Genomic DNA, 15,374 nt, shown 5'->3' with positions numbered 1-15,374 from the left:
CGCCCCGGACTGCGGACGGCCGGCCGCGGGGCCCGCCGGGGGCGGGACCGCGGGTGGGCGGGGGCCGAGGAGGGCGGCGCCGTGGGTGGAGAGGGCGCCGCGGCCGGTGACGCCGAGCAGTTCGGCCTCGGTCAGCGTCCACTGGGCCAGCCGGGAGCGCAGGTCGTCGGCGGGTGCGCCGCGGTGGGTCGGGCGCTCCCAGCGCAGGCGGGCCAGGAGCGCTTCGGCGGTGGGCGGGGCGCCCGGCGGGAGAGTGGCGAGGAGTTCGAGGACGCGGCGGCGCACCTCGGGGGCGGGGGAGCGGTCCAGCTCCGGGCCGAGGGCCGCGAGCGTACGGCCCTTCGCGTCGCGGCCGCCGACCAGGCCCGAGGTGCGGGTCGCGGTCAGCCAGGCGGCGGCGAGCCGTGCCCAGCGCTCCTCGGCGGGCAGCCCGAGCCAGTCGTCGTAGGCGGGGGTGGGCGCGTAGCGCTCGTCCGTCTCGCCGTCGGAGGCGAGCAGCCCGGCCGCGTACGCCAGCTCCACCCAGAACGCGGCCACCGGCTCGGACACATCGAGCGCCGCGGCGGTCCGCTTGAGGTCCCGTACGCTCACGCCGCCCGCGCGCAGGACGGGCGGTGCCGCGGTCTCCCACTGGCCCAGCAGCTCCTCGACCGTGGACAGCGCGGTGTAAGCCTCGCTTGCCGCCGTCGCGTCCACAGCCTGTGGATTGTGCCGCGCCGCGGGCGGAAGGGGCGGCGGCAGCGGTTCGGGCGAGCGGTGCGCGCGGCCGCCGCGCAGATGCAGGGCCACCTCGCGAGGCAGCACCACATTGCGCGGCCCGGACGGCAGCAGCAGGCCGCGGGCCAGCAGCCATTCGACGGGCGGGCTGGGCGAGGCGACGAACGCCTCCCCGTACGGCGGGCCCCAGGTCAGCCTGGACAGGACCGCCGTCGCGCCGGCGGGGGCCGCCACCAGCAGCGCCGCCATACGGGGGCGATCGCCGAAGAGCCCGGTCAGGGCGGCCGCCGCGGTGACCGGGTCGTGGGTGGGCGGCAGCCCGGCCGCCGCCAGGATCTCCTGCAGCCGGCCGGGGGACATACCGGCCGTGGCCTCCTGGACGGTGGGGCCCAGACCGGTCGGGGAGGGGACCGTGGGCGAGGGGGCCAGCAGCTCGTGGGCGGTGCGGACCAGGCGCAGCCGGTCGTCGCCGCCCCAGGCGAGGGCCTGGGCGCGCAGGGTGGCCACGGCGCGGGGGAGTTCGGCGAGGATCTGCTCGCGGGTGGCCCCGTGGGGCGCGGCGCCGGCCGTCTCCTCGGCGGGCTCCGGGGCGTCGCCGGCCATCAGCGCGCTCAGCGTCTCGTACGAGCACGGGTCCGGCGCTACCGCCAGCGCCTCCGCGGTCTGCAGCGCGAACCGGTCCAGCCGCTCCACCGCCCGTACGACCGAGGCGCGGGTGCCGGCCCGGGTGGCGAGCTGGGTGAGGTCGTTCGGCACGGGGGACAGCAGGTCCGGGCGGGCGTGCAGAAGGGTGGCGAGGGCGTCGTCGGGGCGGGTGCGCAGCTCTTCGGCGAGCGTGCGCGGCGCTCCGCGGCCGCTGTCCCGTGGGCCGGTCTCTGCAGGCACGTATGCCTCCCGATTCCGCGAGCTGGTCATTCGATCCACGATACCGGGGGGTGAACAGGTGGCGATCGACGGCACTTGATCGTGTTCTGGCACGTATGAGGTGAGTCCCCGGGCAGTGGCAGGCACACGCTCCCGGACGCGAACGGGAGTTCTTGCATCGAATGCGTGACCTTCTCCGGTGGTGGTCGTTGGGTGTGGTGACGGATTTCTGCGACACCGGGTTGGGGGGAAGGGGGTGGGCGGACTGCGGGAGATGGCGGCGCCGTTCGTGGTGCCCAGCCCCTCGGGGGTCGCGATCCGTACCCGGCTCAAGGGCCTGACCGTCGGGGACGAGAAGGTTCTGAGGCTGGTCGGCGACCTGCTCGGTTCGCTCGCCTCCCGTGATCTGGGGGTGCGGTGTTCGGCCGGGCTGGATCACGACAGTGAGCAGTGGGCCGAGCGCAAACGCGTCCTGACCGCGGAGTCCTCCTCCCGCTGGGCCGGGTCGATCACGAAGGCCACCCACGATCAGTGGGCGCTGGCCAGGCGCGGCCAGCTCGCGCACATCCAGAGCCTTCAAGCCGGGATCGAGACGATCACCCACCGGCTGTCCCGGCCCGTGGGCGAGAAGGGCACCAAGCAGGCGCCGGGCGGCTACCGCAGCACACGGGAGTGGCACGCGAAAAGGCGCCGCTTGTGTGTGCTCGAAGACCGGCTTCAGGCAGTGCGGGCGGACCGTGAGGCCGCAGTCGTGCGCGTGGTGCGCGGCGGGAAACGGCTGCTGAACACCCGCCACCACCTTCAGGAAGCGCAGCTCACCGAGGAACAATGGCGCGCCCGGTGGCAGGCCGGGCGCCGGTTCCTCGCGGCGGACGGCGAGTCCGGCAAAAGGTTCGGCAACGAGACCATCCGCGTCACCCCCGACGGCGAGGTCTCGATCAAACTCCCCGCGCCGCTGGCGCACCTGGCGAACGCTTCGCACGGCCGGTACGTACTCACCGGCCGCGTGGCGTTCGCGCACCGGGGCGAGCAGTGGACCGATCGCGTGGCAGCGAACCGGGCGGTGGCCTACCGCATCCACGAAGACACAATCCGGGGGCGCTGGTATCTGACCGCGTCCTGGACGATCCCCCCTGTCCAGGCCGTCCCCCTGGCGGCGGCCCGCACCGGCGGCCTGATCGGGGTGGACACCAACGCCGACCTTCCCCAAGCTCTCGGCTTCGCTCGAGCAGGGGAGACCCCATTGCCGCCTGGCGCCTCGACGCACACGGCAACCCGTGCGGCGAACCCCGCAGGTTCTTCTTCGACCTGTCCGGCCCTGCCTCCTACCGGGACGCCCAGGTGCGGCACGCCCTGATCCGTCTGCTGCACTGGGCTGCCCTGCACGGGCTGAACATCGCGATCGAAGACCTCGACTTCGACACGGACAAGACCCGCGAGAAGCACGGCAGACGGAAGCGGTTCCGCAAGCTCATCAGCGGCATGCCCGTCTCCAGGCTGCGGGCGCGGCTCGTCTCGATGGCGGCTGAACTCGGCATCAACATCGTCGCCGTCGACCCGGCCTACACGAGCAAGTGGGGCGCACAGCACTGGCAGAAGCCCCTCGCCAGCACGAAGCGGGCCACCACGCGGCACGACGCCGCAAGCGTGGCCATCGGAAGGCGCGCCCTCGGGCACCCGATCCGGCGACGGACGGCACCGCCCCGCACCCACCAGAGCGATGGGTGCGGGCATCGGACCGCCCAGGCCGGACACGGCACCCGAGGGCGTGAGGCTCTGCCCATCAGCGGCCTCCGGCCGCGGGCCGCCCCCGCATCCCCGGACCACGGACACGATCCGATGGCGCTGGGTGCGGAACGAAAGCGGCCGACCAGTGTGCCCAACACCGTTCGGGGCACGCGGCTGAGCATGGGGTCTGGCAACAGGACTCACTCCCGCTCAGTCCTTAGGAACGGTGATGACGAGCCGGGGTGCGGCGGGCCGCCGGTCCGGCGCGGTACCGTCGGAACGATCTGATACGCCAGCGGTGCGCATTGTCAGGGGTCTTGGTGGGGATCGAGAGCGAACAGCTCGTCTACGACTATCTGAGCCGTGTCGGCGATCTGGCACATCAGCGGGGGTTGTCATCCGGCGACCGGATGCGGCTGGTCTCCGAGTTGCGCGCCGATATCGACCAGCGGCGGGCGTCGTCCGCCGGTTCGGACAGCCCGGCGGGGGTGAAGCGGATCCTCGCGAAGCTGGGCACGCCCTCGGAGGTGGTGACCGCCGCGGGTGGCCGCCCGGGAGCGGGCGCCGCGACGAATGGCGGCGCGGCGGAGGGCGGCACCACGGCTGGTGGCGGCCCGGCGGGCGGCGGTGCGGCGGGTGGCGGTGCCGCGGGTGCGGGCAGCGCAGGGCGTGCGGGCGGGGCGTACGGGGGTGCGGAGCCGTCGCGCGGAGCGGGCGCGACCGGGATGGCGCGGGCGGCCCGCGACAAGCTGTCCGGGTTCGCCGAGCGCAGCGGGCTGATCGGCAAGGTGCCCTCCCCGCGCGACGGTGACTCCCCGGCCCGGCCCGAGTCCCCGTCCGGCGAAGCTCCGGCAACAGACTCCGGGCCGTCGCCCCGTCGGCGGTCGTCCACCGCCGCGTCGCCGCCTCATCTCGCGGGCGAGGACGAGCTCGGCCCCCGCGAGTCGAACCCCGACTGGTGGCATACCGAGCCGGGCCCGTTCCTCAAGACCGAGCAGCGCGATTCGCCGTTCGGCCAGGTGGAGGGGTTCGTCGGCGGGGTGGAGATCCCCGAACTGCTCGGCCGGCCGGCCGAGTCGGACCAGGGGAACGAGGGTGCCGCCGAAGGAGCCGCGGGCGCGGATACGGGCACGGAACAGGGCGTCGGCGCGGGCGCGGAGGAGGCGGAGGCCGACACCGGCGGCGGCAAGGCCGCCCGCAAACCCGGGCTGCTGCGCCGGGCGCTGCGGCGGCGCGGCGCGAAGGGCGACAGCGGCGGAGACGGGGCCCAGAAGGCAGGCTCCCTCGGTCTGTTGCCCCTGCTGGCGGTCGTGCTGCTCGTGGCCGGTGCCGCGCTGGGCAATCTCCTCGTGATGGCCTTCGGCTGGGTGATCATCTACGGCGCGCGCAAGATGTCGCGTGCCGAGATGAGGTGGGCCGCGCTGGGGATGCCCGGCCTGGTCGTGGCCGCGACCATGGCCTGGCTGTGGGGCCGGGCCTCCGGCAGATGGGGTGAGCCGATCCCCGAGAACGGCATGGGGGACGCGGTGCGGGCAGCCTGGCCGGTCGTTGTGCGCGCCGCGGCGATCGCATCGGCGCTCTTCCTCGTCTGGCGCACGAGGCGCCGCCGCTGACCCCGGCACCCGACCGGCCCGTACCCGACCGGCCCGTACCCGACCGCCTCCGCGCCGGCCCGCCCCGGCACCTGACCGGCTCCGTGGTGAGCGCCACGTCGGCGGCACGGAGTCAGCGGTTCCGCGCGGGGGAGAATGTCGGGCATGTCTTCGTCTTCGCCCGCATCCGCATCCGCATCCGCTGCCGCGCCCGCCGCCTCCGCTACGTCTGCTGCGCCCGCCGCACCCGCGCACCCCGTGACCGTCGGTTTCGATCTCGACATGACCCTGATCGACTCCCGCCCCGGCATCAAGGCCGCCTTCGTGGCGCTCTCAGCCGCCACCAGCACCTTCATCGACGGCGACCTCGCCGTCACCCGCCTTGGCCCGCCGCTGGAGCAGGAGCTCGCGCACTGGTTCCCGAAGGAGCGGATCGACGAGGTGGGGGACCTGTACCGCGAGCTGTACCCGGAGTACGCGATAGCCCCCACGCGTGCCATGTCCGGCGCCCGCGAGGCCGTCGCCGCGGTGCAGGCGGCCGGTGGGCGCGCGGTCGTGGTGACGGCCAAGCACGAGCCGAACGCCAAGCTGCACCTCAGCCATCTCGGCATCGAGGCGGACGCGGTCGTCGGCTGGCTGTGGGCCGAGGCGAAGGCGGAGGCGCTGCGCGAGCACGGCGCATCGGTGTACGTCGGGGATCACACGGGCGACGTGCGCGGCGCACGCACGGCGGGCGCGCTGTCCGTGGCGGTCGCGACCGGGCCGTGCGATGCGGAGGAGCTGCGTACGGCGGGGGCCGACGTGGTGCTCGACGACCTGACCGCCTTCCCGGCATGGCTGGCCCGCCACCTGGAGGGATGACCCGCTCAGGGGCTGGGAGGACTGGCCTGCGACCCGGGGTGACCCGTCCCATCGGGGTGGCCCCCCGGGTCGGCCGCGCGCCGCTGCGCCGCGATCGAGCGCAGCAGGCCCGCTGTGGAGAGCGCGAAGCCGACGCCCATCAGCATGCACACGAAGTACGCGGCCGATGGCAGTGGGTGCAGGCCCAGGAAGAGCGGGGCTACGGTGATCAGAGTGGCCACGGCGCCCACGCCGAAGACGATCACCCCCAAACGCACCATCTGGTCGCCAGAGGCCGTTCCGTCGTGTGGTGTTTCATTGCTCACCGCAACAGGGTAGGTCGGAGCAGAGCGCGCGTAGGAACCACCACCCGGAACCACCCGGGTACGTCTTGTCACCAGGCTCCGGACCATTAGCCTTGGTGGTGGCGGGTCTTACGACCCGCTGTAGTGCTATCCAGACCTTTTTTAACGTGTTTTCCGACGAGTGACGAGGACGAGGACAGACGTGCCTACCGGCAAGGTCAAGTGGTTCAACAGTGAGAAGGGCTTCGGCTTTCTCTCCCGTGACGACGGCGGCGACGTCTTCGTCCACTCGTCAGTGCTCCCGGAAGGCATTGACTCGCTGAAGCCAGGACAGCGGGTCGAGTTCGGCGTCGTCGCCGGTAACCGCGGTGACCAGGCACTTTCGGTGACGGTACTGGACCCGACCCCCTCCGTCGCGGCAGCCCAGCGGCGCAAGCCCGATGAGCTGGCGTCCATCGTCCAGGACCTGACCACCCTGTTGGAGAACGTGACGCAGCAGTTGGAGCGCGGGCGCTACCCCGACAAGGCACATGGCCACAAGATCGCGGGCATGCTGCGGGCGGTGGCCGACCAGCTCGACGTCTAGCAGACCAGAAGTTCAGAAGTCCGGTTGGGCGCGGTCCGGCTGGACGAACTCCAGCGCGTTGTGGCCGAGGGGCGGCACCAGCCCCTCGGCCGCCGCACGTGTGAGCAGCCCGCGCACCGCGGCGTAGCCGTCCTCGCCCAGGTCCGCGGTGAATTCGTTCACGTAGAGCCCGATGTGCTGATCGGCGACCGCCGGGTCCATCTCCTGTGCGTGCTCCGCCACGTATCCGCGCGAAGCCGTCGGGTCGCCCCAGGCCGCCCGTACGGACATACGCGTGGCCTCGGCGACGGCCCGCAGCCGCTCGGCGCCCAGCGACCGCTTCGCGACGATCGCGCCGAGGGGGATCGGCAGGCCCGTGGTGAGCTCCCAGTGCTCGCCCATGTCGGCCAGGCAGTGCAGACCGTAGTTCTGATAGGTGAATCGGGCCTCGTGGATCACCAGCCCGGCGTCGACCCGGCCGTCCCGTACGGCGGGCATGATCTGGTCGAACGGCAGCACGATGACCCGGCCCACCCCGCCCGGCACCTCACCGGCCGCCCACAGCCGGAAGAGCAGATACGCCGTAGAGCGTTCGCTCGGCACGGCGACCGTCTTGCCCGCCAGGTCCTTCGCCCGCCCCGGCTCCTTGGTGAGCACCAGCGGACCGCAGCCGCGCCCGAGCGCGCCGCCGCAGGGCACCAGCGCGTAGTCGCGCAGGATCCACGGCAGAACGGCGTACGACACCTTCAGCACATCGCGCTCGCCGCGCTCCGCCATGCCGTTCGTGATGTCGATATCAGCGAAGGTGACGTCGATCGCGGGCGCGTCCGGGACGCGGCCGTGTGCCCAGGCGTGGAAGACGAACGTGTCGTTCGGGCAGGGCGAGTACGCGATGCTCAGCGGCTGCGGCGTCGGCTGCGGGGGCGTCTGGGCGGTCATCTGCTGGGTCCCTTCCAGGTGGCGAGGGCGGGCGGGAGGTGACGGAAGGCGCCCGCCAGGGCGTCGAGCGCTTCGCCGATCCGCCAGGCGGCCCGGTCCCGCGGGCCGACGGCGTTGGAGATCGCCCGCAGCTCCAGCACGGGCACGCCGTGCGCGGCGGCGGCCTCGGCCACCCCGAAGCCCTCCATCGCCTCGGCGGCGGCGCCCGGGTGCCGTCGGCGCAGCTCCGCGGCGCGCTCGGCGCTGCCGGTCACGGTCGAGACGGTGAGCACCGCGCCGCGTACCGCCCCCGTCGCCTCGGCCACGGCCCGTACGAGCGCGGGCGGCGGGAGGTGTTCGACGGTTCCGAAGCCGAGTTCGGTGACGGCGGCGAAGCCGTCGGGGGTCTCGGCGCCCAGGTCGGCGGCCACGATCGGCTCGCCGACGACGACGGAGCCGAGGGGCGCGGGGGCGAAGCCGCCGCCGATGCCGGCCGAGACGACGAGCCCGTACGGTGCGTGCCCGAGCTCGGCGGCGGTGAGGGCCGTGGCGGTCGCCGCCGCCGCGGCGGCGGGGCCGACCCCGGCGTCCAGCGCGTCCACGGTGAGCGGGGGGCGTACGACCCGGCGCAGCGTCCGCCCGCCGGGTACGGAGACCTCGGCTTCGGCGGCTTCGGCCTCGGTCGCTGTCTCTGTCGCGCTGACGACGCCACGTACCGCCGCGTCCCGCTCGGCGGGCACGGCGGTGACGACGAGTACGCGCATCAGCGGCTCCCGGATCTCCTGGATCTCGCGGATCTCCCGGTCAGGCGTCGGCTGTCAGACGCCGGGTGTCAGACGTCGCGCTTGAGCTTGATCGGCCAGGCGCCCTTGATCCCGCTGTTCTTGCCGGTCTCCACCACCACGATCGTCACGCTGTCGAGGGGGGTGGTCTGGCCGGTCTGCGGGTCCGTCTGCTGGAACAGCTTGTCGCTGTCGAGGCTGAGGTAGGTCTGCTTGGACTGGGGGTTGATGACGCCGTGGGCCTCGCTTATCACGACCCATCCCGATTCGGCCATCTTCGGATCCACGCCGACCCGCACCTTCTCGCCGGGGCTGACCGACAGCGTCTCCTTGGGCTTCGCGGTCAGGCACGCCGTGACCTTCTTCTCGGACTTGGCGACGACCTTGCCGTCCTTGTAGCAGTCCTTGGCGGCCTCGGTCGTCACGGTCTTCGTACCGACCGTGACCGTCGCCAGCGGGGTCGGCTTGTCGCAGGCGGAGAGGGCGACGATCCCAAGGGACAGGGCACAGGCGGCGGTGGCGGCCCGGCGGCCCTTGCCCCTGGTAAACAGCGCAGCGGTCATGCGGGCAGGCTACCGGGCTGGGTTGATCAAGCCACGCGGGGGTGTGTCGCTCCCTGCCGTGCGGCCGCCAGCAGCCCCCGTACGCTCGCCGCCACGCCCAGCGCGATCATCGCCCCGGCGACCGCCATACCGAGCGCGCCGCTGAGCGGGAGAACGATGCCCACGGCCCCGCCGATGACCCATGCCAGCTGGAGCGTGGTCTCCGAGCGGGAGAAGGCGGAGGTACGGACCCGCTCGGGCACATCGCGCTGGATCAGCGCGTCCAGCGACTGCTTGGCCAGCGCCAGCGCGAACCCGGCGGTCGCGGCCACGACGGCGACCATGACCGCGCTGTAGAGGGCGGCCGACACGATGAGCACCCCCAGGGCCGAGGTCAGCACCACCGCGATGATCCGCTCCGGCCCGCGCTCCCGCAGCCAGGCGCCGATCGCCGTACCCAGCGCGTTGCCGCCGCCCGCCGCGACCGCGGCCACGCCGAGCGAGATCTCGGGGGACAGCCCGCCCAGTGGGTGCTCGCGGAGCAGAAAGGCGAGGAAGAAGGTCAGAAAGCCGGACAGCGCCTTGAGGGAGGAGCACGCCTCCAGGGCGTGCAGCACGGAGGGGCTGACGTTGCGCAGGCCGACGCGGCGCGGGGCCTTGTCGCTCGCCTGGTCTGTTTTGTTATCTGTCTTGTCAGATTTTTCATCCGTATCGCTTGTCTTGTTGCTTTTGTCGCTCGTCGAGTGTGTCGGCTTCGGTAGATGCAGATGGTGCTCACCGGAGGTGAGCTGCAGCTTGCCCTCGCCCTTCGCCGAGTCGACCTTGTGCGGCAGCGTGAAGGAGAGGAAGCCGCCCCCGACGAACACCGCGCACGCCCCGTACAGCGGCCAGCTCGGCCCTATTTGGTGCAGCCCGGCCCCGATGGGCGCCGCCAGGCCGGTCGCGAGCAGCCCGGCGAGCGTGACCCGTGAGTTCGCCTTGACCAGCGAGAAGCGGGGTGGGAGCAGGCGTGGCACGACGGCGGACCGTACGACGCCGTACGACTTGGAGGCCACCAGCACGCCCAGCGCCTCCGGATACAGCTCGAGCCCGCCGCTCGCCACCGCGCCCGCGATCATGAGCGCGAGCACGGCGCGCGTGAGCATGGCGCTGGCCATCGCGGCGCGCCGGCCGTGCGGGAGGCGGTCGAGCAGCGGGCCGACGATGGGGGCGAGCAGGGTGAAGGGGGCCATGGTGATGGCCAGGTAGAGGGCGACGCGCCCGCGCGCCTCGGCGGTCGGTACGGAGAAGAAGACGGTGGAGGCGAGGGCGACGGTGATCAGCATGTCGCCCGCGGAGTTCACGGCGTGCAGCTCGATCAGCTTGCCGAGACCGGATTCGCCGGCGCCGTGGGCGTGGGTGGCCCGGCGGATGCCTCTGCCGGTCGCGGTGAACGGGAGGTGCAGGGCTCGGCCGATACGACGGCCATGCCGCCGGATCGGGCCGTCGCCGATGAACCTCGTGACTTCCACCCGACCATGGTGCAGCCAACAGGGCCGGTATGTGAGGCCCCTGACCGCCATCCGGAACTATGCGTTCCCCTTTGGTGGCTCTTGGGTGACTTCTCCCACCGCGTTCGGACGGCTTCCGGACGGCTTCCGGGTGGCTTCCGGACGGACGGGGGTGGGGCGGGGAGGGCCGGACAGGGTAGCGTGCGTTACGCGCCACCGACGGTCGTTCTTGGCCACGCGCCGAGTCGTCATCCCGCAGAATGGATGAGACAACAAGGTGCGCCCGAGGCCGGATCGGGTGCGGACGTCGACGCGGTCCTATGGTCCGCTCCGTCCGTGCTCCCGCGTCCCGGCCGTGTGGCTGGCGCACTCGTCAAACGGCTGCGACGGCGTGGAAGAGAGAATCGATCCTGTGAGTGCTGCGATGCGAAGCCGTACACCCGACCGCCTGTGCGCCGAGGCGGTCGAGCTCGCGCGTGAGGCGGCGGCGGAAGCCGCCCATCCAGGCACGGTCGGCGCGCATGTGCGCGCGATCGCCGACGCGGACCGCGTCGTCACCCACCTCTTCGAGTGCCAGGAACTGGGCTACCGGGGCTGGCGCTGGGCGGTGACCGTCACCCGTGCCTCCCGCGCGAAGATCGTCACCGTCGACGAGACGGTGCTGCTGCCAGGACCGGACGCGCTGCTGGCGCCGGAGTGGGTGCCCTGGAGCGAGCGGCTGCGCCCCGGCGACCTGGGCCCGGGCGATCTGCTCCCCAGCGAGGCCGAGGACCTGCGTCTTGAGCCCGGCTACTCGGGCGAGGACGTCCCGCCGCCGAACTCCATCATCTCGGAGGAGATGCAGCAGCTCGCGGCGGTCGAGGACGCCGATGTGACGGCGGGCGCGCCCGCCGTGCAGGAGGCGCCGCCCGCGGTCGGGAGCATCGCGGCGGTCGCCGAAGAGCTGGGCATGCGCCGCGCCCGCGTGCTGTCCCGTTACGGGCTGTATGACGCGGCGGACCGCTGGGACGGTGCGTTCGGCGCCAAGACGCCGATGGCGCAGGCCGCCCCCGCGTCCTGCGCGACCTGCGGCTTCCTGATGCCGCTCGCGGGGTCGCTGCGGCAGGCGTTCGGGGTGTGCGCGAATGAGTTCAGCCCGGCGGACGGGCGCGTGGTGTCCCTGTCGTACGGCTGCGGGGCGCACTCCGAGGCCGCCGTCATGCCGAAGCCGCCGCGTCCGGCGGCGCCCGTGATCGACGAGACGATCGTCGAGCCGCTGGCGCTGCGGGGGCCCGCGGAGCGGACCGGGGGGTCGGTGGAGGCGGATGCGCCGGCGGAAGAGCTCGGCCACTCCTGATCAGCCGTTCCTGTTCGGCCATTTCTGGACGGCCCCGGGCCTCGCCTCTTGGCGCCCGCTCTCCCGTTCTCCTGTGGGCTCCTGTGGGCTCCTGTGGAAGGAGGGCGCCGCGAGATCGAGGGCGAGGTGGCGGTACGTTCGGCGACAGCAGTGGGGAAGGCGGGCCGCGGGGGAACTCGGTGCGGACCGACTCCCCCGGACGGACCCCGACCAGGACCCCGGAGGCGACACGTGAGCAGCACGGCGATGGTGCGAGGCGCGACGGAGGACGCGGATCCGTTCGGGACCGCGCGGCTGCGGCGCGGCGTACTGGACGCCTGGGCCGCCTCGCCCGCGAGGTTCCGTGAGGACGCCAACGCCGAGGAGGACCTGGCGTTGGGCGGCCACCGGGATCGCCTCGTGGTCGAGTTGGCGCAGAACGCCTCGGACGCCGCCGCCCGGGCCGGGGTGCCCGGCCGGCTGCGGCTGACCCTGCACCCGGCGCGGGACGGCGAGCCCGCCGTGCTGGCGGCGGCCAACACCGGGGCGCCGCTGGACGCGGTCGGCGTGGAGTCGCTGTCCACGCTGCGGGCGTCCGCGAAGCGGGACACCGCCGCGTGGGACGAGCCCGGCGCGGCGGTCGGCCGGTTCGGGGTGGGTTTCGCGGCGGTGCTCGCGGTCAGCGACGAGCCCGCGGTCGTGGGCCGCTCGGGCGGTGTGCGCTGGTCGCTGGCCGAGGCGCGCGAGCTGGCGTACGGCGCGGCGGCGGCGAGCCCCGGCCTCGGGGACGAGCTGCGCCGCCGCGACGGACACGTACCGCTGCTGCGGCTGCCGCTGCCTGCCGAGGGCACCGCGCCCGAGGGGTACGACACGGTGGTCGTGCTGCCGCTGCGCGACGGTGCCGCCCAGGACGTGGCGGAGCGGCTGCTGACCGGTATCGACGACGCGCTGTTGATCACCTTGCCGGGCCTGGCGGAGGTCGTGGTCGAGACGCCCGAGGGCGTACGGACGATGCGGCAGACGCGGGCAGAGGGGGCGGGCCCGTACACGGTCGTCGAGGACACCGGCGTCGCGGGCACCGGTGCCACGGGCGGGGCCCGCCGGTGGCGGACCGAGACCGCGGGCGGCCCGCTGGACGCCGCGCTGCTCGCCGACCGCCCGGTGGAGGAGCGGCTGCGGCCGGTGTGGTCGGTGACCTGGGCGGTACCGGTGGACGCGGAGGGCGCCCCGGCGCGGCCGGACACGGCCCCGGTGGTGCACGCCCCGACGCCGACGGACGAGCCGCTGGGCGTGCCCGCGCTGCTCATCGCCTCCTTCCCGCTGGAGCCGACCCGCCGCCACACCGCCCCCGGGCCGCTGACGGACTTCCTGGTGGAGCGGGCGGCCGAGGCGTACGCGGCGCTGCTGCGCGACTGGCACCCGGTGGGGGTCGGCACGATCGGCCTGGTCCCCGGCCCGCTGGGCAAGGGGGAGCTGGACGGCGAGCTGCGGCGGCGGATCCTGGAGCTGCTGCCGCGCGTGCCGTTCCTGCCCAGCGCCGCCGCTCCAGTGGGCGGCGAGACGGACGGTGGCACCGAGACGGGCCGGCTGGGCTCGCCGGACGCGCTGGGCCCGGACGCCGCGCGGGGCGGTCCGGGGAACCCGGGCGGCGGTGCGCCGGCCGAGCGGTGGGACGACGAGATCCTGGGCGACGTCCTCGTCGGCGGCTCGGAAAGCGAGCCGTACGCGCTGCGGCCCCGGGACGCCGAGATCCTGGAGGGCGTGGGCGCCGAGACCGTCCAGGTGCTGGCCGAGCTGTTCCCGACGCTGCTGCCCGCCGGTCTCGAACGGCGGCAGGAGCTGCGGGTGCTGGGCGTGGCGCGGGTGCCGCTCGGCGAGGTGATCGACCGGCTCGCGGGCGTCGAGCGCGCCCCGGCGTGGTGGCGGCGGCTGTACGACTCGCTGGGCGGCACCGACCCGGACCGGCTCACCGGGCTGCCGGTGCCGCTGGCGGACGGGCGTACGACGATCGGGCCCCGGCAGGTGCTGCTGCCGCTGCCGGGCGAGACGGGCGGCGAGGAGGCCGAGGCCGAGGGCGAGGTGCGGGGCGACGACCGGCACCGCACCCTGGCGCGTCTCGGCCTGAAGGTCGCGCACCCGGACGCGGCCCACCCGCTGCTGGAGAAGCTGGGAGCGACCCCCGCGACCCCGCGGGCCGTGCTGACCACGCCCCAGGTGCGGGCCGCGGTCGCGCACTCGCTGGAGGCGGAGGACGAGTACGACCCGTTCACGGACGACGAGGGCGCGCCCGCCGCCGCGCTCGACCCCGACACGCTCGCTGAGACGGTCCTCGGCCTCGTCCAGCAGGCCCGGCTCGCGCCCGGCGACGAGCCGTGGCTGGGCGCGCTGGCGCTGACCGACGAGGAGGGGGAGCTCGCCCCCGCCGGGGAGCTGGTCTTCCCCGGGAGCGCCTTCGAGCAGGTGATGCGGGAGGGCGAGCTGGCCGCGTGCGACGCCGAGCTCGCCGAGCGGTGGGGCGAGGAGACGCTGGCCGCGGCCGGCGTCCTGGCGGGCTTCACACTGGTGCGCGCCACCGATGTGGTCCTGGACCCGGACGAGCTCGAACCGCGCGAAGGGGACTTCGCCGAGCCCGACGACGTGGGGCTGCTGGACGCGGTCGACGTGTGGTGCGAGGACGTTCTGGACCGGCTGCCCGAGACCCCGGTGCCGCCGGTGGCCACAGAGATCGTCGCCGTACGGGACCTGGACCTGGTCGACGACGACGCCTGGCCCAAGGCGCTGGCGATGCTCGCCCGGCCGCCGCTGCGCGATGCGCTCACCGCGCCGGTGCGGGTGCTGCTGCCGGACGGCACGACGGAGGTCGTGCGCTCGTACACCGCCTGGTGGCTGCGCGGCCACCCGGTGCTCGACGGGCGCCGGCCGGCCGGGCTGCGCGCGGCAGGGGGCGACCCGCTGCTGGCCGGCCTGTACGAGGCGGTGGACGCGGCCGGGTTCGAGGACGAGCAGGTGCTGCGCGCGCTGGGCGTACGCACCTCGGTCGCCGCGCTGCTCGACGAGCCGGGCGGGGCGGCGGAGCTGCTGGCGCGGCTGGGCGACGAGGACCGCCCGGTGACCGCCGTCCAGCTGCACGCCATCTATGGGCTGCTGGCCGATCTGGACCCCGACCAGGTGACTCTGCCGGACGAGCTGCGTGCCGTGGTGGACGGCGAGCCGCGCGTCGTCGACGCGGGGGACGCGCTGGTCGCGGACGCGCCGGACCTGATGCCGCTGGCCGAGGCGGAGGCCCGGGCGCTGCTGCCGGTGCGGCCGGCGCGGGCGGCGGAGGTGGCCGAGCTGTTCCAGGTGCGGCGGCTGAGCGAGGCGTACCCGGCCCCGGTCGTCTCCCAGGGCGAGCCGCACGAGGTCCCGGCGGCGGTGCGCGAACTGCTGCCGGGCGCCCCGCTGTCGTACGTCGAGCACGAGGAGCTGCTGGTCGAGGGCGGCGCCGAGCTGGACTGGCGATACGCCGACGGCACACTGCACGCCTCGACGCTGGAGGGCGTGGCGGCGGGCCTGGCCTGGGCGGCGGGCCAGTGGGCGCGCCGCTTCGAGGTGGCTGCCCTCCTGGAAGACCTGACCCGCACTGACGAACTGGCCCGCGCCCGCTGGTTCGACTGACTGGCCGCACGCTGGTTCGACTGACCGGGCCGTGCTCGCCGCTGCCCGAAGCCTCGGGC

10 protein-coding genes and 2 pseudogenes are annotated in these 15,374 nt (G+C 74.1%); 6 read left to right on the top strand and 6 right to left on the bottom strand.

Annotated features, from left to right (window positions below; all coding sequences use genetic code 11):
- Positions 1 to 1,632: pseudogene (locus ACWDSL_RS45775) on the bottom strand (DNA-binding protein); the annotation flags it as partial.
- 205 nt (positions 1,633 to 1,837) lie between these two features.
- Between ACWDSL_RS45775 and ACWDSL_RS45770 the strand changes: the two are divergent.
- The 3 genes and pseudogenes from ACWDSL_RS45770 (at position 1,838) to ACWDSL_RS45760 (ending at position 5,762) form a co-directional block, all read left to right on the top strand.
- Positions 1,838 to 3,530, top strand: a pseudogene (locus ACWDSL_RS45770) (IS200/IS605 family accessory protein TnpB-related protein).
- 99 nt (positions 3,531 to 3,629) lie between these two features.
- Positions 3,630 to 4,922: a hypothetical protein gene (locus tag ACWDSL_RS45765; protein WP_450494698.1), complete on the top strand. Its 1,293-nt coding sequence runs from the start codon at positions 3,630 to 3,632 to the stop codon at positions 4,920 to 4,922.
- 135 nt (positions 4,923 to 5,057) lie between these two features.
- Positions 5,058 to 5,762, top strand: a complete 705-nt coding sequence (locus ACWDSL_RS45760) for an HAD family hydrolase (RefSeq protein ID WP_450494696.1) — start codon at positions 5,058 to 5,060, stop codon at positions 5,760 to 5,762.
- Positions 5,763 to 5,767: 5 nt separating this feature from the next.
- Here ACWDSL_RS45760 and ACWDSL_RS45755 read toward each other — a convergent pair whose 3' ends face one another.
- Positions 5,768 to 6,067, bottom strand: coding sequence for a hypothetical protein (locus ACWDSL_RS45755; RefSeq protein ID WP_450494694.1), 300 nt, complete (start codon positions 6,065 to 6,067; stop codon positions 5,768 to 5,770).
- Between the two features lie 181 nt (positions 6,068 to 6,248).
- Here ACWDSL_RS45755 and ACWDSL_RS45750 point away from each other — a divergent pair, with 181 nt between their 5' ends.
- A complete protein-coding gene (locus ACWDSL_RS45750) occupies positions 6,249 to 6,632 on the top strand; it encodes a cold-shock protein (protein ID WP_317259519.1) in 384 nt (127 codons plus the stop codon).
- Positions 6,633 to 6,644: 12 nt separating this feature from the next.
- Here the strand turns inward: ACWDSL_RS45750 and ACWDSL_RS45745 are convergent, their stop codons facing one another.
- The 4 genes from ACWDSL_RS45745 to ACWDSL_RS45730 form a co-directional block, all read right to left on the bottom strand.
- A complete protein-coding gene (locus tag ACWDSL_RS45745) occupies positions 6,645 to 7,550 on the bottom strand; it encodes a 1,4-dihydroxy-6-naphthoate synthase (RefSeq protein WP_450494692.1) in 906 nt (301 codons plus the stop codon).
- Positions 7,547 to 8,293 (bottom strand): futalosine hydrolase, encoded by a 747-nt coding sequence (locus ACWDSL_RS45740; protein WP_450494691.1) that lies wholly within the window; start codon positions 8,291 to 8,293, stop codon positions 7,547 to 7,549. The genes ACWDSL_RS45745 and ACWDSL_RS45740 overlap by 4 nt, the downstream gene beginning before the upstream one ends.
- Positions 8,294 to 8,361: 68 nt before the next feature.
- On the bottom strand, positions 8,362 to 8,874 hold the full coding sequence (locus ACWDSL_RS45735; RefSeq protein ID WP_450494689.1) for a hypothetical protein: 513 nt from the start codon (positions 8,872 to 8,874) through the stop codon (positions 8,362 to 8,364).
- 26 nt (positions 8,875 to 8,900) lie between these two features.
- Complete coding sequence (locus ACWDSL_RS45730) at positions 8,901 to 10,364, bottom strand: MFS transporter (RefSeq protein WP_450494687.1); 1,464 nt, start codon at positions 10,362 to 10,364, stop codon at positions 8,901 to 8,903.
- 403 nt (positions 10,365 to 10,767) lie between these two features.
- Here ACWDSL_RS45730 and ACWDSL_RS45725 point away from each other — a divergent pair, with 403 nt between their 5' ends.
- Positions 10,768 to 11,679: a DUF3027 domain-containing protein gene (locus ACWDSL_RS45725; protein WP_450494685.1), complete on the top strand. Its 912-nt coding sequence runs from the start codon at positions 10,768 to 10,770 to the stop codon at positions 11,677 to 11,679.
- Positions 11,680 to 11,925: 246 nt separating this feature from the next.
- Positions 11,926 to 15,315 (top strand): sacsin N-terminal ATP-binding-like domain-containing protein, encoded by a 3,390-nt coding sequence (locus ACWDSL_RS45720; RefSeq protein WP_450494700.1) that lies wholly within the window; start codon positions 11,926 to 11,928, stop codon positions 15,313 to 15,315.
- The last annotated feature ends 59 nt before the right edge of the window (positions 15,316 to 15,374 follow it).

It is taken from the genome of Streptomyces sp. NPDC000941, from assembly GCF_053599555.1.
This window is presented reverse-complemented; position numbering and strand designations above follow the sequence as displayed.